This is a genomic window from Streptomyces sp. NPDC005492 (assembly GCF_040605995.1).
Lineage (GTDB): Bacteria > Actinomycetota > Actinomycetes > Streptomycetales > Streptomycetaceae > Streptomyces.
The window spans coordinates 251,380-272,995 of record NZ_JBEXDX010000010.1; the positions used below are offsets into that span (position 1 = coordinate 251,380).

At 70.4% G+C, this 21,616-nt stretch carries 18 protein-coding genes and 2 pseudogenes; 7 read left to right on the top strand and 13 right to left on the bottom strand.

Features of this window, described 5'->3' with window-relative positions; all coding sequences use genetic code 11:
- Positions 1-46 precede the first annotated feature (46 nt).
- Positions 47-523: a hypothetical protein gene (locus ABZT04_RS17170; RefSeq protein ID WP_356057213.1), complete on the top strand. Its 477-nt coding sequence runs from the start codon at positions 47-49 to the stop codon at positions 521-523.
- Here the strand turns inward: ABZT04_RS17170 and ABZT04_RS17175 are convergent.
- The 5 genes from ABZT04_RS17175 to ABZT04_RS17195 form a co-directional block, all read right to left on the bottom strand.
- Positions 476-1,618 carry a serine hydrolase domain-containing protein gene (locus ABZT04_RS17175; RefSeq protein WP_356057215.1) on the bottom strand — a complete coding sequence of 381 codons (1,143 nt, stop codon included), beginning with the start codon at positions 1,616-1,618 and terminating at the stop codon, positions 476-478. The two genes, ABZT04_RS17170 and ABZT04_RS17175, sit on opposite strands and share 48 nt — an antisense overlap.
- A 114-nt stretch (positions 1,619-1,732) precedes the next feature.
- The gene (locus tag ABZT04_RS17180; RefSeq protein ID WP_356057217.1) at positions 1,733-3,502 is read right to left on the bottom strand and encodes a TIGR03767 family metallophosphoesterase; all 1,770 of its coding nucleotides are present in this window, start codon (positions 3,500-3,502) and stop codon (positions 1,733-1,735) included.
- A 252-nt stretch (positions 3,503-3,754) separates the two neighbouring features.
- Complete coding sequence (locus tag ABZT04_RS17185; protein ID WP_356057219.1) at positions 3,755-4,204, bottom strand: NUDIX hydrolase; 450 nt, start codon at positions 4,202-4,204, stop codon at positions 3,755-3,757.
- Between the two features lie 9 nt (positions 4,205-4,213).
- Positions 4,214-5,104, bottom strand: a complete 891-nt coding sequence (locus ABZT04_RS17190; protein ID WP_356057222.1) for a pyridoxamine 5'-phosphate oxidase family protein — start codon at positions 5,102-5,104, stop codon at positions 4,214-4,216.
- 34 nt (positions 5,105-5,138) lie between these two features.
- Entirely contained in the window at positions 5,139-5,585 is a 447-nt protein-coding gene (locus tag ABZT04_RS17195; RefSeq protein WP_356057225.1) for a VOC family protein, read from the bottom strand.
- A gap of 109 nt (positions 5,586-5,694) precedes the next feature.
- On the opposite strand from ABZT04_RS17195, the gene ABZT04_RS17200 reads away from it, so the two are divergent.
- A complete protein-coding gene (locus ABZT04_RS17200; protein ID WP_356057228.1) occupies positions 5,695-6,240 on the top strand; it encodes a CGNR zinc finger domain-containing protein in 546 nt (181 codons plus the stop codon).
- A 130-nt stretch (positions 6,241-6,370) separates the two neighbouring features.
- Positions 6,371-9,658: a S8 family serine peptidase gene (locus ABZT04_RS17205; RefSeq protein WP_356057230.1), complete on the top strand. Its 3,288-nt coding sequence runs from the start codon at positions 6,371-6,373 to the stop codon at positions 9,656-9,658.
- A 211-nt stretch (positions 9,659-9,869) separates the two neighbouring features.
- Here ABZT04_RS17205 and ABZT04_RS17210 read toward each other — a convergent pair whose 3' ends face one another.
- Positions 9,870-10,610, bottom strand: coding sequence for a hypothetical protein (locus tag ABZT04_RS17210; RefSeq protein ID WP_356057232.1), 741 nt, complete (start codon positions 10,608-10,610; stop codon positions 9,870-9,872).
- Position 10,611: 1 nt separating this feature from the next.
- Positions 10,612-11,139, bottom strand: coding sequence for a sigma-70 family RNA polymerase sigma factor (locus ABZT04_RS17215; protein WP_356057234.1), 528 nt, complete (start codon positions 11,137-11,139; stop codon positions 10,612-10,614).
- 311 nt (positions 11,140-11,450) lie between these two features.
- On the opposite strand from ABZT04_RS17215, the gene ABZT04_RS17220 reads away from it, so the two are divergent.
- Entirely contained in the window at positions 11,451-12,470 is a 1,020-nt protein-coding gene (locus tag ABZT04_RS17220) for an aspartate-semialdehyde dehydrogenase (protein WP_356057237.1), read from the top strand.
- A gap of 12 nt (positions 12,471-12,482) precedes the next feature.
- Here ABZT04_RS17220 and ABZT04_RS17225 read toward each other — a convergent pair whose 3' ends face one another.
- Positions 12,483-12,956 carry a DUF1203 domain-containing protein gene (locus tag ABZT04_RS17225; RefSeq protein WP_356057239.1) on the bottom strand — a complete coding sequence of 158 codons (474 nt, stop codon included), beginning with the start codon at positions 12,954-12,956 and terminating at the stop codon, positions 12,483-12,485.
- A gap of 112 nt (positions 12,957-13,068) precedes the next feature.
- Here ABZT04_RS17225 and pepN point away from each other — a divergent pair, with 112 nt between their 5' ends.
- Positions 13,069-15,642, top strand: a complete 2,574-nt coding sequence (pepN, locus tag ABZT04_RS17230) for an aminopeptidase N (RefSeq protein WP_356057242.1) — start codon at positions 13,069-13,071, stop codon at positions 15,640-15,642.
- Positions 15,643-15,695: 53 nt separating this feature from the next.
- On the opposite strand, the gene ABZT04_RS17235 is transcribed toward pepN, so the two are convergent.
- From ABZT04_RS17235 to ABZT04_RS17245, 3 genes are all read right to left on the bottom strand, one after another.
- Entirely contained in the window at positions 15,696-16,454 is a 759-nt protein-coding gene (locus tag ABZT04_RS17235) for an SDR family oxidoreductase (protein ID WP_356057244.1), read from the bottom strand.
- A 72-nt stretch (positions 16,455-16,526) separates the two neighbouring features.
- Positions 16,527-17,693: a sigma-70 family RNA polymerase sigma factor gene (locus ABZT04_RS17240; protein WP_356057267.1), complete on the bottom strand. Its 1,167-nt coding sequence runs from the start codon at positions 17,691-17,693 to the stop codon at positions 16,527-16,529.
- A complete protein-coding gene (locus ABZT04_RS17245) occupies positions 17,690-18,763 on the bottom strand; it encodes an EamA family transporter (RefSeq protein ID WP_356057246.1) in 1,074 nt (357 codons plus the stop codon). The genes ABZT04_RS17240 and ABZT04_RS17245 overlap by 4 nt, the downstream gene beginning before the upstream one ends.
- Positions 18,764-18,898: 135 nt before the next feature.
- Between ABZT04_RS17245 and ABZT04_RS17250 the strand changes: the two genes are divergently transcribed.
- On the top strand, positions 18,899-19,393 hold the full coding sequence (locus ABZT04_RS17250; RefSeq protein WP_356057248.1) for a MarR family transcriptional regulator: 495 nt from the start codon (positions 18,899-18,901) through the stop codon (positions 19,391-19,393).
- 19 nt (positions 19,394-19,412) lie between these two features.
- Here the strand turns inward: ABZT04_RS17250 and ABZT04_RS17255 are convergent, their stop codons facing one another.
- Entirely contained in the window at positions 19,413-20,870 is a 1,458-nt protein-coding gene (locus tag ABZT04_RS17255) for an FAD-dependent monooxygenase (RefSeq protein WP_356057250.1), read from the bottom strand.
- A gap of 113 nt (positions 20,871-20,983) precedes the next feature.
- Here ABZT04_RS17255 and ABZT04_RS17260 point away from each other — a divergent pair.
- A pseudogene (locus ABZT04_RS17260) lies at positions 20,984-21,529 on the top strand (TetR family transcriptional regulator); the annotation flags it as partial.
- On the opposite strand, the pseudogene ABZT04_RS17265 reads toward ABZT04_RS17260, so the two are convergent.
- Positions 21,517-21,616 (bottom strand): annotated as a pseudogene (locus tag ABZT04_RS17265) (SsrA-binding protein); the annotation flags it as partial. The pseudogenes ABZT04_RS17260 and ABZT04_RS17265 sit on opposite strands and share 13 nt — an antisense overlap.

Consider the following 21,616-nt stretch of genomic DNA (forward strand, 5'->3'; position numbering starts at 1 on the left):
GTTTACGGGCCGGGCAAGATCGGTGCCGCGGGCTAATGTCAGGTGCATGGTGTCTGTGTTCGCTCTCTTCGGTCCACCCGCGATCACCATCTTCCTTTTCGCCGTCGGCGCGATTCCCTACGCGCTGTGGGTGACCAGGAAGAAGCCCTCGCGGCCGGCCCGCTGGGCGGTCACCGGAATCGCGGCCGCGATCGCCGCCTACGGGGCCGGAACCCTCTACGGGCTCGCCTTTACGAACCCGAAGGACTTGTGCGGCGACAGGACCGGCGACGGTGTGTACATGGACGCCGGGCGGGACTACAGGCTGACCTCCGTGCACGTGGACAGCTTCCCTCCGTCCCTCACCTGCCAATGGACCAGCGGCCACAGCACCGAAGAAGTGTGGTTCTGGGTCTCGCCCCTGCTGTACGCGGGACTTGCCTGCTTCCTCGTCTGCTGCGTGCTGCTCCTCATCAACCGCCACACGGGGCCGTTCTCACGTCCCGCAGAACTCCCCCACCACCACCGCTCCCGCGTCCCCTGACCAGTCGCCGTTGAAGTTGAACGCCAGCGAGTGCCTGCCGTCCGCCGTGGTCACGGCCGCGGACTGGGAGCCGTGGATGCCGCCGTCGTGGCCCCAGACGTGGACGCCGCAGGGCAGTGTGATGTCGGCGAGACCGAGGCCGTAGCGCGTGGTCGGGCTGTCGCCGGCCGCCACTGTCGTCTTCATCTCCTTCAGTTGCTTCGCCGGGAGCAGCTTTCCGCGCAGCAGCGCGCTGTAGAAGCGGTCGAGGTCCGAGGAGTCGGAGATCAGCTCGCCGGCCGAGGAGGCGATGGACGGGTTGAGGTTCGTGACGTCGTACGTCGGGCCCGTCGCCGTCTCCGCCAGCTTGCCGTAGGCGCGGCTGCTCGGGCTCGGGAGGGTCGCCTTCGTGCCCGGGAGCGAGGTCGCCGTCAGCTTCAGGGGGTCGATGACGCGGTGGCGGATCTCCGTGGCGTACGAGTGGCCGGTGACCTTCTGGATCACCATGCCCGCGAGCACGTAGTTCGTGTTGGAGTAGCTCCACGACGTGCCCGGCGCGAAGTTCGGCTTGTGGGACATGGCGATCGCCACCAGGTCGGCCGGGGTCTTCGTGTCGTAACGGTGCTGGAAGAAGCCGTCCTTGAGGAAGTACGTACGGCCGAAGTCGTCGTCGGCCGTGTAGTTGAAGATGCCGCTGGTGTGGTTCATGAGCTGGCGGATCGTGATCCTGGCGCCGTCGTTGCCGTTGCCCTGGACCACGCCCGGCAGCCACTTCTCCACCGTGTCGTCGAGCGACAGGCGGCCCTCCGCCTCCAGTTGGAGCAGCACCGTCGCCACGAACGTCTTGGTGATGCTGCCCACCCGGTACCGGTCGTCGGTCGAACGCCCCTTGCCGGTGCGGAGGTTGCCCACACCGGCCGTCGCCGACCACGTGGCGCCCCCGTCCTTCACCGTGGCGGTCACGCCCGGTACACCGTCCTCGACGGCCGCCTTCAGCGCCTGCCGGGTCGCCGCGTGGTTCCCTCCGGCGGGCGCCGCCGTCGCGGGTCCCGCCAGAGCCACGGTGACCGCGACCGCCGTCGCACCCATCAGCGCCGTACGCACTGCAACTGCCATGTCTTCCCCCTCGGTTGAGCCCGGGTCGGCTCGGTCGGGGGGAGGGACACGGTGGGACAGCGTGAAGGTTGCCCGCCTATGGGTCAGTTGAGCGAGTTTCAGCCTTTCCCCGGGTCAGCTCTTCTTGAGGATCAGCTCCGTGTTGCGGTCCTTCGCGTCGCCGCCGAGCGCGGTGCTGGAACCCGGCGCGTTGTACGACAGTTCGCGGTAGAGGGCCGCGAGGCCGGTCTGGGTGAGGTCGGAGAAGTCGGTGCGGTGCGGGGCCGCGGACTCGATCAGGGTGGTGAAGAGCGAGAGCGTGCCGTCCTTGTTGTCCACCAGCTCGATGACACGGGCGAGTTGGGGATAGTCGACGTGCGAGGCGGTGGAGATCTCCCAGAAGCTGCGGCCGTCGGGTGCCGAGTGCGGGGTGATCACGTTGCGGTGGATGTGGCCGTTGACCCAGGCCAGCACGTTCGGGTGGCTGCCGAGCAGGGCGATGACCGCCGAGCCCTCGTAGCGGCGCTCGGTGGGGTGCGCCGGGTCGGGGCGGGTGTTGTCCATCGTCTTGCTGGTGTGGTGGCTGAAGATCACCGCGTACGAGTCCTTGTTGTCGCGCAGCGTCTTGTCCAGCCACCTCAACTGCGCTGCCCCGATGGACCCTTCGTAGTGGCCGCCCGCGTCCGTGGTGTCGAGGCTGATGCCGATCACGTCGTCGGCGATGCGGAACGCGTAGTACTGCGTGCCCGCGTCGACGTTCGCGGAGGAGTAGCCGTGGCCGACCGGGCCGAGGCCCTGGTAGGCCGGGTCCAGGTGAGCCTTGAGGTACTCGGCCTGGGTGTACGGGGCGCGCTTCTCATCCGGGGTGACCGAGTGCATGGAGCGGGCGTGCGCCTTGAGGAAGTCGCGGTAGCCGGTGCCCTTGGGGTCCTTGGCGTCCCGGATCGAGTTCTGCAGCTTCTTCGCCTCGGCCGCGGTCGCGGTCATCAACTTCTTGCCGCCGATGGCGAGTTCGGTGAGGTAGGGGTCGGCGTGGGAGCCGAAGCAGCCGAGCGGCAGCGCGTCGTGGTTGCCGACCGTGGAATACCAGGGCAGGTTGAGGCCGGGGCTGCGGACCTCGCGGATCGCGGCGGCCAGGAAGCCCTTGAGGTGCGGGAAGCCGACCTGCTTGTCGCCGTCACGGAGGGTGGACTCGGGCTGCCAGTACAGCTTGAGGCCGCTGCTCTGGACGCCTTCGTAGTGACGCGGGTCACCCGTGTTGGGGGTGAAGCGGCCGCCGCTCATGATCTTCATGAACCATTCCAGCTCGGACTTGGCGTTGTTGTCCGTGTTGTCGCCGGTGGTCATGACGAAGTGCAGCGGGGAGCCGGTCACCGGGGCGCCGCGCAGCGCGTTGACCCGCTCGACCAGCGAGATCCCGCCCTGCACGGTCAGCGCCTCGTGCGGGCGCCAGGCGTGCTTGTCGGTCGAGCGCAGGTACTCCAGGCGCAGCGGGTGCTGGCTGTCCATCAGGTGCAGGTCGGTGAACTGCACGAACGAGGCGAGTGCCGTACGGCGGCCCGCGCGCCCGGACTTGGCGGCGGCGAGGTCGGCGCGCACGACGCGCTTCCACCCGGCGCCGTCACCGAGGCGGCGGAAACCGGAGCCGGTGCGCGGGGCGGCGACCGTGGCGAGAGTGGTGCCCTTGGTGTACGGGGCGAGGGGTGCGGCGGGCGCGACGCGGGAGTGCGCGACGGGCGCCTCGGCGGCGTTGGTGCCTGCGGCGTCGGTGGTGGCGGCCTGGCTGTCGGTGGGCCTCAGGGCGTAACCGACACCTGCGGAGACGGACACGGCCGCGGTGGCGGCGAGGACGGTACGGCGGTTGACCCCCAGCGCGGAGCTGGCGACAGAGCGTGTGCGCGACATGGCGCGATCTCCCCGAGTACGAACTGCGTCGGCAGTGGTCGCGGGGGTTCGCGTCGATCGGTTTTCGATCGCGGTCGCGAACTTCCCGCTCGTACTGGATGCTTGGCATCGGGGATGACCTGCGCGTAAACGAGACGGCAACGCGTAGCGCCGATCACCGTACGTGGATCTTGGCGCCCCCTGTGCGTTCGCGAACGCTCGTCGAGCCGCCGGGGGGCGGCTACTCAGTGTTCATCTGGCGGGGTACTGAAGCTATTCCGGGACCCGCCCGACGGCCGGCCGCTCCCGCCACAGCCGCAGCGCCACGTCGATCAACCTGACCCGGGTGAGGCCGGGCACTTCGTCCAGCGGGTGCCAGGCGGCCATGTCGGTGGAGCCGCCGATCTCGTGCCGCAGCTCACCGCCGACGACCCGGGCCTCGTAGACGAGCCGGAGGCCCTGGTGGTCCGTCGTGCGTCCGAAGCGGCGGAGGTGGGGGTAGTGGAACGAGTCCATTCCGAGGAATCCGGTGATCTCGACCTGGTAGCCGGTCTCCTCCTCCAGTTCCCGCACGACCGTGTCGTTCGGATGCTCGCCGTGATCCATGCCACCCCCGGGCAGCACCCACTCATACCCGCCACCCTCGGCGGGCGAGCGAGCCAGCAGGAGCTGCCCGTCACGGACACAGACGGCGTAGGCGGCGACCCTCAGCTTCTTGCGCACCCGCAGACGCTAGCGTGCCGGCTCCGGATTGGCAGGTGAGTATTCGGGGGCGGACCAGCGCAGCGGGAGCGCGCCGGGGCTCTCGACGGCCTCGGCGAGGGTGAAGCGCACCCTGCGCTCTCCGTCCGCGCCGAACTCCGTCCGTGCCTCACCGGTGAGTTGGAGTGTCGAGCCCGTGTCCCAGTCGAGGAAGAGGAGGCCGGCGCGTGGGTCGGTGGCCAGGTTGCCGAGGGTGAGGAACATGGCGTTGCCCGGGTAGTCCCGCCAGGTCAGCTCGTGGGGTGAAACGGCCTGCACGAAGCTCGGGTTGCCGCCCCGGTGGCTGGCGTCGGCGCCGTGCTCGTGGACGCTGGCGAGGAAGAAGGTGTCGGCCGCGGCGATGAACTCGGCCTGGGTCGGGGTCAGTTGGTCGCCGATCCGGGTAGCCACGGGCTCGCGGTCGGTGAGCGTCTCGTAGGACTCTCTGCGCTGGATGTACTTCGGGCAGTTGGCGAACACCCGCTCCGCCTCGATCGCGAACCCCCGTGCGGTGGACCGGAGTCGGCCGTCGACTCGCATACGGCGGCGGGTGCGGGGATCGAGGGCGACCGTGCCGACAGGCAGGTCCCGTGCTTGGGCGAGGGCCGGGGTCAGGGGGTCGGTGGCACCAGTTCCGCCGGTGACCGAGATCTGGTGCGGGCCCGTCGCCCGGACGAAACCGGGTGGGCCGGTGAGCGGAGACGCCCAGACCCGGCCCGTCGCCGGGGCCGCCGCGCCCAGGATCAGGAGGGGCTGGAGTTCGAGGAAGGCGGCGGCCACGGGTTTGATGCCCTGGCCGATGATCTGTCCGACGTGATCGGCGAGATCACGCACCCCCGCACGGTCCTGCACGGCACGGGAACCCGCGTGATAGGTCTCCACGACTGCCTCCTTGGCTCGTTGACCGTCCCCTTGGCTAGAAGAAGCCGCAGGTCGGGGCGTCGGTGTGCGGAGCCGGGGCGTTCTCGGCGCCGTGTGGCACGGAGATCTCCAGGCGGGTGCCGTCCGGGTCGTGGAAGAAGATGCCACCCGAGGCCGCGCCCTCGCGGTGGGCCACCACACCCTCGTACGCGAAGTCGGCGCCGTAGGCCTTGAGCGCCTCCTCGTACCGCCCGACCTGCTCGATCGAGTCGGCCGTGAACGCCAGGTGGTGCAGACCGGCGCGGTCACCGCCGTACGGCCCCTGCGCCTGCTGCCACAGAGTGAGGACGGGGTGGTCGCCGCCGTCGCCGAGGAAGGCGTACCGGCGGTCGTCCTCCTTGCCCTCGGCCAGCAGTGCGAATCCGAGGACGTCCCGGTAGAAGGCGAGCGAGCGGTCGAGGTCGGTGACGTTCAGGCCGATGTGGCCGGCGTGCAGGGTCATGGAAAAGCCCTCCTCTGACATAACCGTTGTAGATGACGTTAACGGTTAGATTAGAGAGGGTCAACCGGTCACGTAGTCTTGACCGGTTAGATCAGAAGGGAGCTTCTCCATGACCCCCACCGCCGCCCCAGCCCCCGGCCCCCGGCCGCTCGTCGGCGAGCCGCTCGCCCTCGATCTGCTCAACACGCGGTGGATGCGGGACGGGGCCGTGCAGGATCTGCTCACCAGCCCCGGCGGGCTCGCGGTGTGGCTCGGTGCGAACGGGCTCGACGGGCGGTTCGAGGCGAATCCGATCACCCTGCTGCACACCAAGATCGCGCGCGACGCGCTCAGCAAGGCGGTGGACGGCGCCCGGACGGAGGACCTCGACCTCGTACTCGATCAGGGCAGGATCCGGGCCACCCTCACCGCTGAAGGTCCCGGCGAGATCCCCGAGTTCAGGGACCCGAGGTGGGGTCCCGGATGGCTCGCGGCGCGCAACTACCTGGAGTTGCTCTCCACCGCCCCCGACCGCATCCGCCGCTGCGCCCACGAGGCGTGCGTCCTGCACTTCTTCGATACCTCGCGCAACGGCACCCGCCGCTGGTGCTCGATGGCGGCCTGCGGCAACCGCGCGAAAGCGTCCCGCCACTACGCCCGCACGAAGGAGTCCTGAACCCCCGGTTCACATAGGGGGTTTTCCCCATACGTCCATATCGTTTCGGTCAACTCTTCCCAAACAACTGTCCCTTGGGTAAAGCTGTGCGCTCGTCCGGCACTGGATTCTTCACCTACAAGGGATGCCGATGACCCTCACCCCCAAGAGACGCGTGGCCCGGATATCCGTGGCCGCCGGTCTCGTCGCCGCGCTCTCCGCGGCCGGGCCGATACCCATGGCCTTCTCCGCCGACGCGCCGTCGAGCAGTACTCCCGCCGACGGCACCGTCAAGTCCGCCGCCGCCAAGCTCGGTTCGGACGACGCCGATCTGCTGGCCGCCGCCAAGGCCGACGGCGACAAGAACGTCACGATGATGATCGCCACCGCTCCCGGCCAGACCGAGCAGGTCGCCGGGCAGTTGGACGCGGTCAAGGGCGGCTCCGTGGGCCGCACCTACGACAAGCTCGGGTACGTCCGCGCCACTGTCCCCACGGCCAAGGCGGACTCGGCGATCGCCGCCGCCGCGAAGCTGTCCTCCGTGCAGGCCATCGACCTGCGGCAGGAGATCGCGCTCGACGATCCGACACCGAGCGCGGACACCGCGAAGAGCGCCACCAAGACGACGGCCACCTACTCCGGGCCGAGCAAGACCACCCCCGCCGAGAACCCGTACAACCCGTCCTTCGAGACGGGCGCCGTCGACTTCGTGAAGAAGAACCCGAAGGCGGACGGCCGGGGCATCACCATCGGCATCCTCGACTCCGGCGTCGACCTCGGTCACCCCGCGCTGCAGAAGACCACCACCGGCGAGCGCAAGATCGTCGACTGGGTCACCTCGACCGACCCGATCGTCGACGGCGACCAGACCTGGCGCCCGATGGTGTCGGCCGTCACAGGGCCGACCTTCACCTACGGCGGTTCGACGTGGACGGCGCCCGCGGGGTCGTACGAGATCAGCACGTTCAAGGAGTCGTACACCACCGGCGGTGACGCGGCGGGCGACGCGAACCGGGACGGTGACACCACCGACTCGTGGGGCGTGCTCTACGACGCGGCGGCCGGGACGGTGACGGTCGACCTGAACAACAACCAGGACTTCGGCGACGACACCCCGATGAAGCCGTACAAGGACGGCTACCAGATCGGGTACTTCGGTACCGACAACCCGGCGACGGACGTCGTCGAGCGGCAGCCGTTCGTCGTGCAGATCCGCAAGGACGTCCCGATGGACCCGTACGGCGGGTCCTGGGTCGGCAAGACCGCCGACTTCGTGAACATCGGGGTCATCGAGTCCGAGCACGGCACGCACGTCGCCGGTATCACCGCGGCCAACGGCCTGTTCGGCGGCAAGATGAGCGGCGAGGCCCCGGGCGCGAAGATCGTGTCGTCCCGCGCCTGCACCTGGACCGGCGGCTGCACCAACGTGGCGCTCACCGAGGGCATGATCGACCTCGTCGTCAACCGCGGTGTCGACATCGTCAACATGTCGATCGGCGGCCTGCCCGCGCTGAACGACGGCAGCGGTGCGCGCAACGAGCTGTACACGCGGCTCATCGACACCTACGGCGTGCAGCTCGTGATCTCGGCCGGGAACTCCGGTCCGGGCGCGAACACCATCGGGGACCCCGGCCTCGCCGACAAGGTGATCTCGGTCGGCGCCTCCATCTCGAAGCAGACGTGGGCCGCCAACTACGGCTCGCAGGTGTCGACTTCGTACCAACTGCTGCCGTTCTCCTCGCGCGGCCCGCGTGAGGACGGCGGCTTCACGCCGACGCTCGTCGCGCCCGGCGCCGCGATCAACTCCACCCAGACCTGGCTGCCGGGCTCCCCGGTCGCCGAGGCGGGCTACTCGCTGCCGGCCGGCTACTCGATGCTCCAGGGCACCTCGATGGCCTCCCCGCAGGCCGCGGGCGCCTCCGCGCTGCTGCTGAGCGCCGCCAAGCAGCGGCACATCGCGCTCACCCCGGCGACGCTGCGCACGGCGCTGACCTCAACGGCCGATCACATCAAGGGCGTTCAGGCGTACGAGGAGGGCGCGGGCCTCATCAACATCGTGGACGCGTGGAAGTCCATCAGGGACGGCGCCACCGCCCACACGTACACGGTCAAGGCACCCGTCGACACCGCGCTCGACGCCGCCCTGGTGACCCCGGGCTTCGGCACCGGTCTCTACGACCGCGAGGGCGGCCTCAAGGCCGGCGCGAAGAAGACGTACGACGTCGTCATCACGCGAACCAGCGGCGCGGACAAGGCCGTTCGGCACGAGCTGCACTTCGAGAACAACGCCGGTGACACCTTCCGGATCGTCGGCTCGGACGAGGTCAAGCTGCCGCTGAACCAGCCGGTGACCGTCAAGGTGCAGGCGGCGCCGCGGAGTTCGGGCATCAAGAGCGCGATCCTGGAGGTCGACGACCCGAAGACCGAGGGCGTCGACCGGCAGGTCCTGACGACGGTCGTGGTCTCCACGCCCGTCAACTACACCTACTCCAAGTCGAGTTCGGTGCAGCGCAACAGCACACAGTCGTACTTCGTGACCGTCCCGGCCGGGGCCAAGGCCCTTGAGGTCGCGATGAGCGGGCTGAAGGCGAACAGCCAGACGCGGTTCATCTCCATCCATCCGTACGGCGTTCCGGTCGACAACACGGGTACTCCGTACTGCTACAACAACTACCTCGACGGCAACGGCTGCAAGCCCGACGTGCGGTCGTACGCCGACCCGCAGGCCGGTGTCTGGGAGATCGAGGTGGAGGCGCGCCGCACCTCGCCGTATCTCGACAACCCGTACAAGCTGGACGCCACCGTGCTCGGCGTGGCCTTCGACCCGGAGACCGTGACCGTGCCCGAGGCCAAGGTCGGCACCCCGACCGCCGCCTCCTGGAAGGTGACCAACAACTACGCGGCCCTGACCGGCACGTTGAAGGGCGGCCCGCTCGGCTCCTCGCTGACCGCGCGGCCCACCATCACCGAGGGCGTCACGCAGACCACCACGGTCGACGTGCCCGCCGGTGCCACCTCGCTGGACGTGTCCATCGGCAATGTCTCGGACACCTCGGCGGACCTGGACCTGACGGTGAAGAACGCCGCCGGGACGGTCGTCGGCACCTCCGCCGACGGCGACTCGGAGGAGGCGGTGTCCATCGCGTCGCCGGCCGCCGGGACGTACACGGTCGAGGTCGCGGGCTACTCGGTGCCGTCCGGCTCGACCGCGTACGACTACCTGGACGTCTTCTACTCGGCCGCGCTCGGCACGGTCAGCGTCGACGACTCCACGCCGGTCACGCTCGGCACGGGCGCCTCGGCGACCGTCTCCGGCAGCGTCACCGCCCTGGCCGCCGCTCCGGCGGGCCGCGAGTTCTTCGGCCAGGTCCAACTGGTCGACACGCACGGCACGGTCGCGGGCCTGGGCAGCGTGAAGATCGAGAAGGTCACGTCGTAGCCGTCGCTACGGCAGTGAGGGGGGCGGGCGTCCGTGCGGGCGCCCGCCCTTCCCCTTCGTCAGCCGGTCGGGCACGTGACACTGCCGGCGCCGGCGAGCGCGTCGACGATCGCGGGCCTGGACAGCGTCAAGATCGAGAAGGTCACGCCGTAGCCCTCGCTACGACGGTGAAGGGGCGGGCGTCCGTCCGGGCGCCCACCCCTCCCGTTCGTCAGCCAGTCGGGCAGGTGACCGTACCGGCGTCGGCCAGTGCGTCCACGATCGCGGCGCGGTCCGTGGCGACGGCGTCGTCGCCGACGGCCCAGAGGGTCGCCGTGTCCGCGCCCTTCGGGACGCCGACCAGCACGTGCTGCCCCTGGCGCGGTGCCGGAGACGCACCGGCGGGCAGGACGACCGTGACGTCGGCCGGGCCGTGGGCGGGCCGGTAGGAGCGGGTGACGGCGAGCGTGATCCGTTTGCTCGGGTCGGAGCCCGGCCGCACCTCGGTGACCGTCCCCTCGACGAGGAGGCGGGAGCAGGACACGTACAGCTCCGGGTCGGAGAGCGGGCCCGGGGTGTCGGCGCCCTTGTCCTGCGTCTCGCCCGCCTTCGAGTCCGCGCTGCCGCCCGACGCGGAGTCCGAGGCCCCGTTGTGGGCGATCAGCCAGGCGAGTCCGGTGATCATCGTGGCGACGACCGCGAGGGCGAGGGTGCCATAGGAGAGGGCGCGCAGGGCGGGCCGGCGTCGGCGGGCGGGGCGGGTCCTGATCACCGGTTCCGGTGCCCGGGGAGCCGCCAGTGTCTCCCCGATGATTCCCAACTGCTCGCGCAGCAGCGCCACATCGGCGCTCGCGGCCCGGTGCTCGGCCATGAACACGGTGTCGGCGCGGGCCGCCTCCGGCAGCGGCTCGTCCGTGATCGCGGCCATCAGCGCGTCCACGCCGTCGTACTCGGCGTCGTGTTCGGCAGCCACGTCACACCACCTCGTCCTCGTGCAGGCGGTCGCGCAGGGCGCGGACCGCGGAGTGCAGCCGGCTCTTCACCGTGCCTTCCGGGATGCCGAGTTGCTGGGCTATCCCGCGCACGGGCAGGTCGGCGTAGAAACGCAGGACGAGCACCTGCCGCTGGGCGTCGGGCAGTTCGTCCAGACCCTGCGCCACGGCGAGGGAGAGCACGCTCTCGTCCTCGACCGGGGCGTGCTCCAACTGCCTTAGCGCGGACAGGCGTTCACCGATCCGCTCCTGACGGCGCTTGGCCCGGTGCCAGTCCATGGCGAGGTTCGAGGCGACGACCGCCGCCCACGCCGAGACATCGCGCGGCGCCTCGTCGCCCCTCGCCGTCCGCTCCAGCAACCGCAGCCGTACCTGCTGGACCCCGTCCGCCAGGTCCGTCTGCGGCACCCCGCCGAGCGCGAGCACCGCCCGCACCCGCCGCTCCTGGGCCGCGTCCAGCGGATCGTCCGCCTCCTGGGCGCGGCGGGCTTTTCTGCGCAGCACAGACACCCCTCCCCTTCCCGCGTTTCCTCTACGACGCCGGAGCGCGCCGAAACGTTCGGACCATCGCGAGGAAGTTTTCTCGAACGGCGGTCGGAGTCGTGGGTCACATCGTCGTGCCGAACGGCTTGCGGTCACGGGCGGGCGGCGGGCGGATTTCTTCGCAGCGCGGGGAGCCGTCGCCGGAGGATCGGGCCGGACGCGGCCGGTGCCGGTGTCCCACTCCTCGGGCCGGGCGGCGAAAGGATTGGACACGCGGGCACCGGTGAGACGCATCATGGAAACGCTGGACCACGTAAAACGCACGCAAGGGAGTCGTCGTGAAGGTCGGAATCGTCGGAGCCACCGGTCAGGTCGGCACAGTCATGCGCAGGATCCTCGTGGAGCGGAACTTCCCGGTCACCGAGCTGCGGCTGTTCGCCTCGGCCCGTTCGGCGGGGACGGTCCTGGACGGCGTGACGGTGGAGGACGCGGCGGCAGCGGACTACTCCGGCCTGGACATCGTGCTGTTCTCGGCGGGCGGCGCGACCTCCCGGGCGCTGGCCGAGAAGGTCGCCTCGCAGGGCGCGGTCGTGATCGACAACTCCTCCGCCTGGCGCAAGGACCCGGACGTACCGCTGGTCGTCTCCGAGGTGAACCCGCACGCCATCGTGGACCGCCCCAAGGGCATCATCGCCAACCCGAACTGCACGACGATGGCCGCGATGCCGGTCCTGAAGCCGCTGGACCTGGAGGCGGGCCTGGAGGCGCTGGTCGTCGCCACGTACCAGGCGGTGTCCGGCTCCGGTCTGTCCGGTGTGGCCGAGCTGCACGGCCAGGCGCTGAAGGTCGTCGCGGACGCCGACAAGCTGACCCACGACGGTTCGGCGGTCGACTTCCCCGAGCCGCAGGTCTACAAGCGGCCGATCGCCTTCAACGTGCTGCCGTTCGCGGGCTCGCTCGTCGAGGACGGCCTGCACGAGACCGACGAGGAGCAGAAGCTCCGCAGCGAGTCCCGCAAGATCCTGGAGATCCCGGAGCTGAAGGTGTCCGGCACCTGCGTCCGCGTCCCGGTCTTCGCGGGCCACTCCCTCCAGGTCAACGCCCGTTTCGCCCGCCCGATCACGGTCGAGCGCGCCACGGAGATCCTCGGCGGCGCCCCGGGCGTGGCCCTCTCCGACATCCCGACCCCCCTCCAGGCGGCCGGCCAGGACCCGTCCTACGTCGGCCGCATCCGCCCCGACGAGACGGTCGAGAACGGCCTCGCCCTGTTCATCTCCAACGACAACCTCCGCAAGGGGGCCGCGCTGAACGCGGTGCAGATCGCGGAGCTGGTGGCGGCGGAACTCCAGGGCGCCTAGGCTCCCCGCTCGCTACGGCCGCCCGACCTCGTAGAGGAAGCAGCCGTACTCGACGGCCCGGACGTGGACCAGTGCCACGGCCGGGTCGTCGAAGGCGTTTCGGAAGGCCTCGTCGTCGGGTGCCTCCACGAGCCGGCCGCCCAGGATGTGGCCCTCGGCCGAGTAGCGGCGGACCGTGCGATGGGCGTTCGCGAACGGATACCCGGAACCCGCAGCGGGCCCTCCGCACTCCTCGGCGTGGATGAACACCGGCCCCTGCTCGTCGTACGCCCCGGGCTCGGCCCCCGTTTCCGCAGCCCAGCGGCGCAGCGGGGCGTACGAGACGAGGGCGATCCGCTCACCCGGCTCGCTGCGGCGCAGGCAGCAGCGGAGCGGAGCGCCGCCTTCCGCATCGGTCACGGGAACCATTCGGCGGCCCGCGTCGTCAGCAGTGCGCAGGTCCTTCAAGGTCGTCGGGTCGATGGGGCGTGGTGTGTATGCCGTCATACCCCCAGGCTCGCGCTCGTCCGCCCCGCTCACCGGCGGGATACGGACATCGCGTTCCGGTCAGGTCCCGTGGAAGGATGGCGCAACCCACACATAACGAGGAGATGACCGCGTGCCTGGCACAAACCTGACTCGCGAAGAGGCGCAGCAGCGGGCGACGCTGCTCACCGTTGACTCGTACGAGATCGATCTCGACCTCTCCGGCGCGCAGGAGGGCGGGACCTACAGGTCCGCGACGACGGTGCGCTTCGATGTGACGGAGGGCGGCACCGAGTCCTTCATCGACCTGGTCGCCCCGACCGTCCACGAAGTGACGCTGAACGGCGACCCGCTCGACCCGGACGAGGTCTTCAAGGACTCGCGGATCGCGCTGGCCGGGCTGTTGGAAGGGCCGAACATCCTGCGGGTCGTCGCGGACTGCGCGTACACCAACACCGGTGAGGGACTGCACCGGTTCGTCGACCCGGTCGACCAACAGGCCTATCTGTACACCCAGTTCGAGGTCCCGGACGCCCGCCGCGTGTTCGCCAGCTTCGAGCAGCCGGACCTCAAGGCCACCTTCCAGTTCACCGTGAAGGCACCGACCGGCTGGACCGTCATCTCCAACTCCCCGACGCCCGAACCCCGGGACGACATCTGGAAGTTCGAGCCGACACCCCGCATCTCGACGTACATCACCGCGCTGATCGTCGGCCCGTACCACAGCGTCCACAGCGTGTACGAGAAGGACGGGCAGAGCGTCCCGCTCGGCATCTACTGCCGGCCCTCGCTCGCCGAGTACCTCGACTCGGACGCGATCTTCGAGGTGACACGACAGGGCTTCGACTGGTTCCAGGAGAAGTTCGCCTACGCGTACCCCTTCAAGAAGTACGACCAGTTGTTCGTCCCGGAGTTCAACGCGGGCGCGATGGAGAACGCGGGCGCGGTGACCATCCGCGACCAGTACGTGTTCCGGTCCAAGGTGACCGACGCCGCGTACGAGATGCGCGCGGAGACGATCCTGCACGAGCTGGCCCACATGTGGTTCGGCGACCTCGTGACCATGGAGTGGTGGAACGACCTGTGGCTGAACGAGTCGTTCGCCACCTACACCTCCATCGCCTGCCAGGCCTACGCCCCCGACTCGCGCTGGCCGCACTCGTGGACGACGTTCGCCAACTCCATGAAGACCTGGGCGTATCGGCAGGACCAACTCCCGTCCACGCACCCGATCATGGCCGAGATCGGCGACCTGGACGACGTCCTCGTCAACTTCGACGGCATCACGTACGCCAAGGGCGCGAGCGTCCTGAAGCAGCTCGTCGCCTACGTCGGCATGGACGAGTTCTTCGCGGGCGTGCAGGCGTACTTCAAGCGCCACGCGTTCGGCAACACCCGCCTGTCCGACCTGCTCGGCGCGCTGGAGGAGACCTCCGGGCGTGACCTGAAGACCTGGTCGAAGGCGTGGCTGCAGACGGCCGGTATCAACATCCTGCGCCCGGAGATCGAGACGGACGCGGACGGTGTCATCACCGCCTTCGCGATCCGCCAGGAGGCCCCGGCCCTGCCCGCCGGCGCCAAGGGCGAGCCCACACTGCGCCCGCACCGGATCGCGGTCGGTCTGTACGAACTCGACGACGACACCGGCAAGTTGGTGCGTGACGAGCGTGTCGAGCTGGACGTCGACGGCGAGTTGACCGACGTACCGCAGCTCGTCGGCAAGCGCCGCCCGGACGTCGTCCTGCTCAACGACGACGACCTGTCGTACGCGAAGGTCCGGCTCGACGAGCAGTCGCTCGCCTTCGTCACCGAGCACCTCGGCGACTTCGAGTCCTCGCTGCCCCGCGCCCTGTGCTGGGCCTCGGCCTGGGACATGACCCGCGACGCCGAACTCGCCACCCGCGACTACCTCTCCCTCGTCCTGTCGGGCATCGGCAAGGAGTCCGACATCGGTGTCGTGCAGTCGCTCCAGCGGCAGGTGAAGCTGGCGATCGAGCTGTACGCCGACCCGGCCGCCCGCGAGGCCCTGCTCACCCGCTGGACGGACGCCACGCTGGCGCATCTGCGTGCCGCCGAGGCGGGCAGCGACCACCAGCTCGCGTGGGCCCGGGCGTTCGCGTCCACGGCCCGTACACCGGAGCAACTGGACCTGCTGGACGCTCTGTTGGAGGGCACGCAGACGATCGAGGGCCTGGCCGTCGACACCGAGCTGCGCTGGGCGTTCGTCGAACGCCTCGCGGCCGTGGGCCGGTTCGACGAGACGGAGATCGCCGGCGAGTACGAGCGGGACAAGACCGCGGCCGGTGAGCGGCACGCGGCGACCGCCCGTGCCGCCCGCCCGACCGAGGAGGCGAAGGCGGAGGCCTGGGCGCAGGTCGTCGAGTCCGACAAGCTCCCCAACGCCCTTCAGGAGGCGGTGATCTCGGGCTTCGTCCAGACCGACCAGCGCGAGCTGCTTGCGCCGTACACGGAGAAGTACTTCGCGGCGGTCAAGGACGCCTGGGACACCCGTTCGCACGAGATCGCCCAGCAGATCGCGGTCGGTCTCTACCCGTCGATCCAGGTCTCCCAGGACACCCTGGACCGCACGGACGCCTGGCTGGCGGCCGCCGAGCCCAACGCGGCCCTGCGCCGCCTGGTCTCGGAGTCCCGCGCGGGCGTGGAGCGCGCCCTGAAGGCCCAGGCGGCGGACGCGGCTGCCTCGTAAGCGGTTCTACGACGACGAAGGGCGCCCGGCGATCCGCCGGGCGCCCTTTGCCGTCACCCCGGGAACATCCCGCCCGTGACGTTGACGAACGTGCCGGTGATGCTCGCCGCGTGGTCGGAGGCGAGGAACACGGCGGTCGCGGTGATCTCGGCGAGGGTGGGGTTGCGGCGGGTCATGCGCAGGCTCGACAGGTGGTCCAGGATGCCCTGGATCGCCGCCTCGTTGAGGTCGGGGTTGACCTTGCCGAGCTTCTCGACGGTGAGGGTCTCGGGGATGCCGGCCGCCCACAGGCCCACGGCACGCACCCCGCGCGGGCCCAGCTCCATAGCCAGGTTGCGCACCAGGCTGTCGGTCGCCGCGTCGGCCGGGCCGGTGCCGCCCATCATCGGGCTGCCGTGCGCGGAGCCGCTGTTGAGGGTGAGGACGACTCCGCTGCCCCGCTCGGCCATCCGACGGGCTGCGGCGCGGGCGGTGATGAAGTTGGCGCGGGTGCCGTTCAGCACCGGCCGCAGGAAGTCGTCGAGGGGCATCTCGGTGATCGGCAGGCCCTGTACGTCGCCGCGCGAGACGAGGTTGAAGGACACGTCGATGTCGCCGACGCGGGCGAGGTGTTCGGTCACCGCCGTCTCGTCCAAGGCGTCGACGACGGCCACCTCGGCGTCCTTGATGTCGGCGGCCACGGCCTCCAGCGTCTCCCGGGTGCGGCCCACGAGGTGGACGCGGGCCCCCTCGGTGGCGAAGGCACGGGCGACCGCACCGCCGATGGAGCCGCCTGCGCCGTAGACGACCGCGGTCTTGTCGGTGAGCAGCATGGTGGATCTCCTTGCGAGTGGCTGATGTCGATGTCGGTCATACAGACGCACGGGCCGCGCACCACTCATCGGTCACAGCCGCAGGGGCAGCCCGAAGGCCGGGAACAGGTGCGGTTCGAAGGACGTGATCTCCACGATCCGGTCGTCGGCGTCGAAGCGGAGCACGTCGAGGACCTGGGCACGATAGACCGTCGTACCGGGCCGGCGGACGTAACCCCCGGCCGCGAGCTGCCCGTTGGCGCGGGCGGGGAGATGGCGCCAATGACCGAAGAACATGGGCGAGTTGACGTCGAGACTCACGCTCAGGAACTCCACGATGGCGTCGCGGCCGGTGAACCAGAACGGGTTCGGCGGCATGGTGAGGGTGACGTCCTCGCTGAGCAGGGCGGCGACCTCGGACAGGTCGAGGTGTTCGGCGGCGGCCATGTACCGCTTGACCAGGGTGCGTTGGTGCTCGGTGGGCTCGGCGCTCGTCCAGTCCGCGCGGCGGCCGGGCAGGTGGTCGCGCAGGGTGGGGCGGGCGCGTTGCAGCGCGCTGTTGACCGAGGCCACGGTCATGTCGAGGGCCACGCCGGTCTCCGCGGCGCTCAGCCCGAGCGCGTCCCGCAGCACCAGCACCGCGCGCTGGCGCGGCGGGAGATGCTGGACGGCGGCCAGGAAGACCAGTTCGAGGGTTTCGCGGGACACGGCGGCGGCCTCGGGCTCCTCCTCGGCGGAGGGCAACTCGTCGTCGGGGTAGGGCTGGAGCCAGGTGATCCGGGCGGGCGGCTCCCCGCCGCCGTGGTTCATGCCGGGCAACGGTTCGTAGCGCTTCGGTCGGCGGGCCGTACGGCGCTGGAAGTCCAGGCAGGCGTTGGTGGCGATGCGATACAGCCAGGTCCGGACACCGGCCCGCCCCTCGAAGGTGTCCCGGGCCCGCCAGGCCCGCAGGAACGTCTCCTGCACCAGGTCCTCGGCGTCGTCGTAGGAACCGGTCATCCGGTAGCAGTGCACCTGGATCTCACGGCGGTGGGACTCGACGAGGGCGGCGAAGTCACCTTCGTCGACGGGGACTTGAGCAACGGCGGGGGTTTCCGTAACGGGCGCGGGCGTGACGGATTCCTGGGCGGTGTCCCGCGCGGTACGCGCCACTCGCCTCAACTTCGCGACGGACGAGGACAGTTCCGTCACACCGGAGTAGAGGACGGAGGGCGGCTGCGGCACCAACTCCTCCACCTGCCGCCCGATCTCCTTGATCAGCCCGTCGACACCGGGTCCGACGCTCCCCTGCCGCTCGCGGTAGGCCTTCTGTCGGCAGGCGGCGGAGCAGTAGACGGAACGGCGGCCGGTACGGCCCGCCCGTGCGGTGAGCGGCTTGCCACAACTGGGGCAGAACTCTTCGGCCACGGGTGCCTCCGGCGTTGCGTCACGACAGTCCCGCGTGACGCTACCTCCCCGACGAGAACGCGCGGGGTGCGCGCCCCGATCTGCCCGGCCACCGTCGCGCCGAACGCCACCGTCATCCCCGCCACCTGCATGGGCGTGAGCGCCTGCCCGAGCGCCGCCCAGCCGACGACGGCCGCGGTCAGCGGGGACAGCGGGCCGAGGAAGGTGACCTGGGTCGCGGAGAGCCGGCCGATGCCGCGGAACCAGAGCCAGTACGCGATCGCCGTGTTCGCCAGCGCGAGGTACAGGTAACCGCCGACCGCCCGGCCGTCCAGCGCGGGCGGCGCTCCCTCGACCAGGAAGGCGACGGGCGCGATGAGCAGACCGCCCGCGGTGAGCTGCCACCCGGTGAGGGCGAGCGGACCCACGCCGTCGGGGCGGCCCCAGCGCTTGGTCAGCACGGTGCCGGTGGACATGGACGCGGTGGAGGCGAGGGCCGCGAGGACGCCTATCGGGTCGAGCGCCCCGGCCGCCTTCAGTACGACGAGGCTGACGCCGAAGGCCGCGACGGCGCCGGTGAGCACGCTCCGGGCCGTCGGCCGCTGTCCCAGCAGTCCCGCCGAGAGGCCTACGACGATCAGCGGTCCGACCGAGCCGACGACCGCCGCCATGCCACCGGGGAGGCGGTAGGCGGACAGGAACAGCAGCGGGAAGAAGGCGCCGATGTTCAGCGCGCCGAGCACTGTCGCCTTCCCCCACCAGGCGCCGCGCGGGAGCACCCGGGCGAGCGCGAGGAGCACCAGCCCTGCGGGCAGGGCGCGCATCAGGCCGGTGAAGAGGGGGCGGTCGGGCGGGAGGAACTGGGTGGTGACGGCGTAGGTGGTGCCCCAGGAGATGGGGGCGAGGGCGGTGAGAGCGGCCGTCAGGACCGGGCGACTGGCCATGGGAGACACGCCTTTCAGCAGAGGCCGAAGTAGGTCGACAGTAAGTAGGTCGATGATGATTAGCTTACTGCTAAGCCACTTAGCGTCAAGCCGCTTTCTTGCGACCGACCTACCGACCGGCGGATACTGAACCCCATGAACGACAAGGACCCCGTCGACGCGATCATCGAGCAGTGGGCGGCGGTGCGGCCCGATCTCGACACCGCCGCGATGGAGGTCTTCGGGCGGATCTTCCGGCTCTCCCGGGCCATGGGCGACCGCGTGGAGAAGGCGTACGCGCCGCACGGCATCTCGCGCGGCGAGTTCGACGTCCTCGCGACCCTGCGCCGGGCGGGCGCGCCGTACACCCTCTCGCCACGCGAGCTCTCCGCGACGCTGATGCTCACCACGGGCGGCATGACCGGCCGACTCGACAAACTGGAGCGGGCCGGGCTGCTCCGCCGCTCCCCCGACCCGCACGACCGCCGGGGCCTCCAAGTCACGCTGACCGAGAAGGGGTTGGCGCTGATCGACGAGGCGGTCGGCTCCGGGCTCGACGTCCAGACGGCGGCACTGTCCGGCCTCGACGCCGAACAGGCCGACCAACTGGCCGACCTGCTGCGTAAGTTGCTGTCCTCGACGGAGCGATAGCCGCCCCTGGAGGCCCGGTTCAGCCGACGTGCTCGGCGAGGGCCGCCTCGATCTCGGCCGGGTCGGCGGCGTCGGCCGCCCAGGCCACGTATCCGTCGGGGCGCACGAGGAGCGCCGTACGCCGGTCGCTCGCCCAGTGCTCCGCGGCCAGCCGGCCGTCGCGGGCGTCCTTCGTGTCGTAGTCCTGCGGGGTGACGAGGACGAACCGGCCGCCGCGCAGCGCCTCGTAGAGACGGCCGCCGTCCGTGAGGGCCAAGTCCGGGACGCGGGTGCCGACGAGGCGGTGGGCGCCGCGCGGGGCCGGGTAGACGTAGCCGATGCCGGTGAGCCGGCCGAGCGCCTTGCGGCGGACCGGGGTCACCTGGTCGAGGACGGTGGTGAGCACCGTGCGCAGGGCGCGGGTCCACGGGCGCTTGGCCATGGCGAGGCGGACGAGGCCGCCGCTGCTGCGCAGGACCGCCTTGCCGACGGGGTGGCGCTCGGCCTGGTAGCTGTCGAGGAGAGTCCGGGGCGCGTGGCCCCGGATCACCGCGGCCAGCTTCCAGCCGAGGTTGGCCGCGTCCTGGAGGCCGGTGTTCATACCCTGGCCGCCGGCCGGGCTGTGGACGTGCGCGGCGTCGCCGGCCAGGAAGACGCGGCCCACCCGGTAGGCGGGGGCCTGACGTTCGTCGCTGTGGAAGCGGGACATCCAGCGGGGGTCCCGCATCCCGAAGTCACGGCCGAAGACGCGCCGGACGATCTCCTTGATCTCGTCGAGGTCGAGGGGCGCGTCGTCGGCGACGTCGTGCATGCGGTTCCAGGCGGTGATGCGGTAGTAGCCGTCACCGATGGGCGCGACGAGGGCGAGGGCGTCGCCGACGGCCCCCACGGTGAGCACATTCCGCGGCTGCTCGTCGAGATGCACGTCCGCGAGGACGATGGACCGGAGGACGGCCCGGCCGGGGAAGGGCAGTCCGATCGCGTTCCGCACGGCGCTGCGCATCCCGTCGGCGCCGACGACGTACGCGGCCCGCAGCGACTCCGACACCCCGCCGGGCCCGCGCACCTCGACGGTCACACCATCGGGGTCCTGCGACAGCCCGGTCACCTCGGTCTCGTACCGGAACTCCACGCCCGCCTCGGTCGCGCGCCGCCGCAGCACCTTCTCGACCTCGTACTGAGGGAGGACGAGGAGGTGGTTGAAGCGGGAGGGGAGGTCGGTGAAGTCGACCGTGAGGACACCGAACAGGCTGAAATGGTCGAGCGGTTGACCGATGGCTTCGAGGTCGTCGGCGAGGGCGCGGGCGTCGAGCTGCTCCAGGGTGCGGGCGTGCACGCCGAAAGCGCGGGACAGGTTGCTGATCTTCTCGGGGCGCTTCTCCAGCAGGGTGACCGGGACGCCGGCGGTGGCGAGGTCACCGGCGAGGAGAAGACCGGTGGGACCCGAGCCCACGACGATGACAGTGCCGGCGCTGGTGCTGGTCTCGGTGCCGTTCATGGTGGCCTCCTGATGCCAACGTGCGTTTGCCAACGGTTGTTTGCCAACGCTCGATGACGAGACTAGGACCCGCTCTCTGGACTGTCAACACCTGTTGGCCTACGCTTGTTGGCATGAACGACAGCGACAACGCGAGCACCAGCACCACCCCCCGCCGCTCCGACGCCACCCGCGCCGCCATCCTCAAGGCGGCCCGCGAGCGCTTCGCGACCGATGGCTACGAACGCGCCACCATCCGCGCCATCGCCAAGGACGCGCGGATCGATCCGTCGATGGTGATGCGCTACTACGGCAACAAGGAGGGCCTGTTCGCGGCCTCGGTCTCCTACAACCTGCGGCTGCCCGACCTGACCTCGACCGCGCGGGACGAGGTCGGCCACACGCTGGTGACGCACTTCCTCACCATGTGGGAGGAGAACGAGGAGCTGACGGCCATGCTCCGGGTCGGCGTGACGAACCCCGCCGCGTCCGAGCTGATGCAGGGGGTGTTCCGGGACCAGTTGGTGCCGGTCGCGCGACAGGCCTGCCCCGATCCGGAGCAGGCGTCCACCCGCGCCGGACTGGTCGCCTCCCAGCTCCTGGGGCTCGCGCTCGCGCGTTACGTGCTGCACTTCCGGCCGACCGTGGAACTGGCCCGCGAGGAGATCGTGGCCTGGCTGTACTCGGGGATGTGGGCGTTGTGCAGCCACGCCTCACCCCCGTCGATCTGGACGAAGCCGTCCGTCAGCGAGGCGCGCCCCTGGCGC

What these genes read in the sequence shown, in the direction of transcription:
- ABZT04_RS17170 (WP_356057213.1), top strand. Translation starts at nt 47, where the DNA reads ATGGTGTCTGTGTTCGCTCTCTTCGGTCCACCCGCGATCACCATCTTC.
- ABZT04_RS17205 (WP_356057230.1), top strand. Translation starts at nt 6,371, where the DNA reads ATGACCCTCACCCCCAAGAGACGCGTGGCCCGGATATCCGTGGCCGCC.
- ABZT04_RS17200 (WP_356057228.1), top strand. Translation starts at nt 5,695, where the DNA reads ATGACCCCCACCGCCGCCCCAGCCCCCGGCCCCCGGCCGCTCGTCGGC.
- ABZT04_RS17250 (WP_356057248.1), top strand. Translation starts at nt 18,899, where the DNA reads ATGAACGACAAGGACCCCGTCGACGCGATCATCGAGCAGTGGGCGGCG.
- ABZT04_RS17235 (WP_356057244.1), bottom strand. Translation starts at nt 16,454, where the DNA reads ATGCTGCTCACCGACAAGACCGCGGTCGTCTACGGCGCAGGCGGCTCC.
- ABZT04_RS17195 (WP_356057225.1), bottom strand. Translation starts at nt 5,585, where the DNA reads ATGACCCTGCACGCCGGCCACATCGGCCTGAACGTCACCGACCTCGAC.
- ABZT04_RS17180 (WP_356057217.1), bottom strand. Translation starts at nt 3,502, where the DNA reads ATGTCGCGCACACGCTCTGTCGCCAGCTCCGCGCTGGGGGTCAACCGC.
- ABZT04_RS17245 (WP_356057246.1), bottom strand. Translation starts at nt 18,763, where the DNA reads ATGGCCAGTCGCCCGGTCCTGACGGCCGCTCTCACCGCCCTCGCCCCC.
- ABZT04_RS17225 (WP_356057239.1), bottom strand. Translation starts at nt 12,956, where the DNA reads ATGACGGCATACACACCACGCCCCATCGACCCGACGACCTTGAAGGAC.
- ABZT04_RS17255 (WP_356057250.1), bottom strand. Translation starts at nt 20,870, where the DNA reads ATGAACGGCACCGAGACCAGCACCAGCGCCGGCACTGTCATCGTCGTG.
- ABZT04_RS17175 (WP_356057215.1), bottom strand. Translation starts at nt 1,618, where the DNA reads ATGGCAGTTGCAGTGCGTACGGCGCTGATGGGTGCGACGGCGGTCGCG.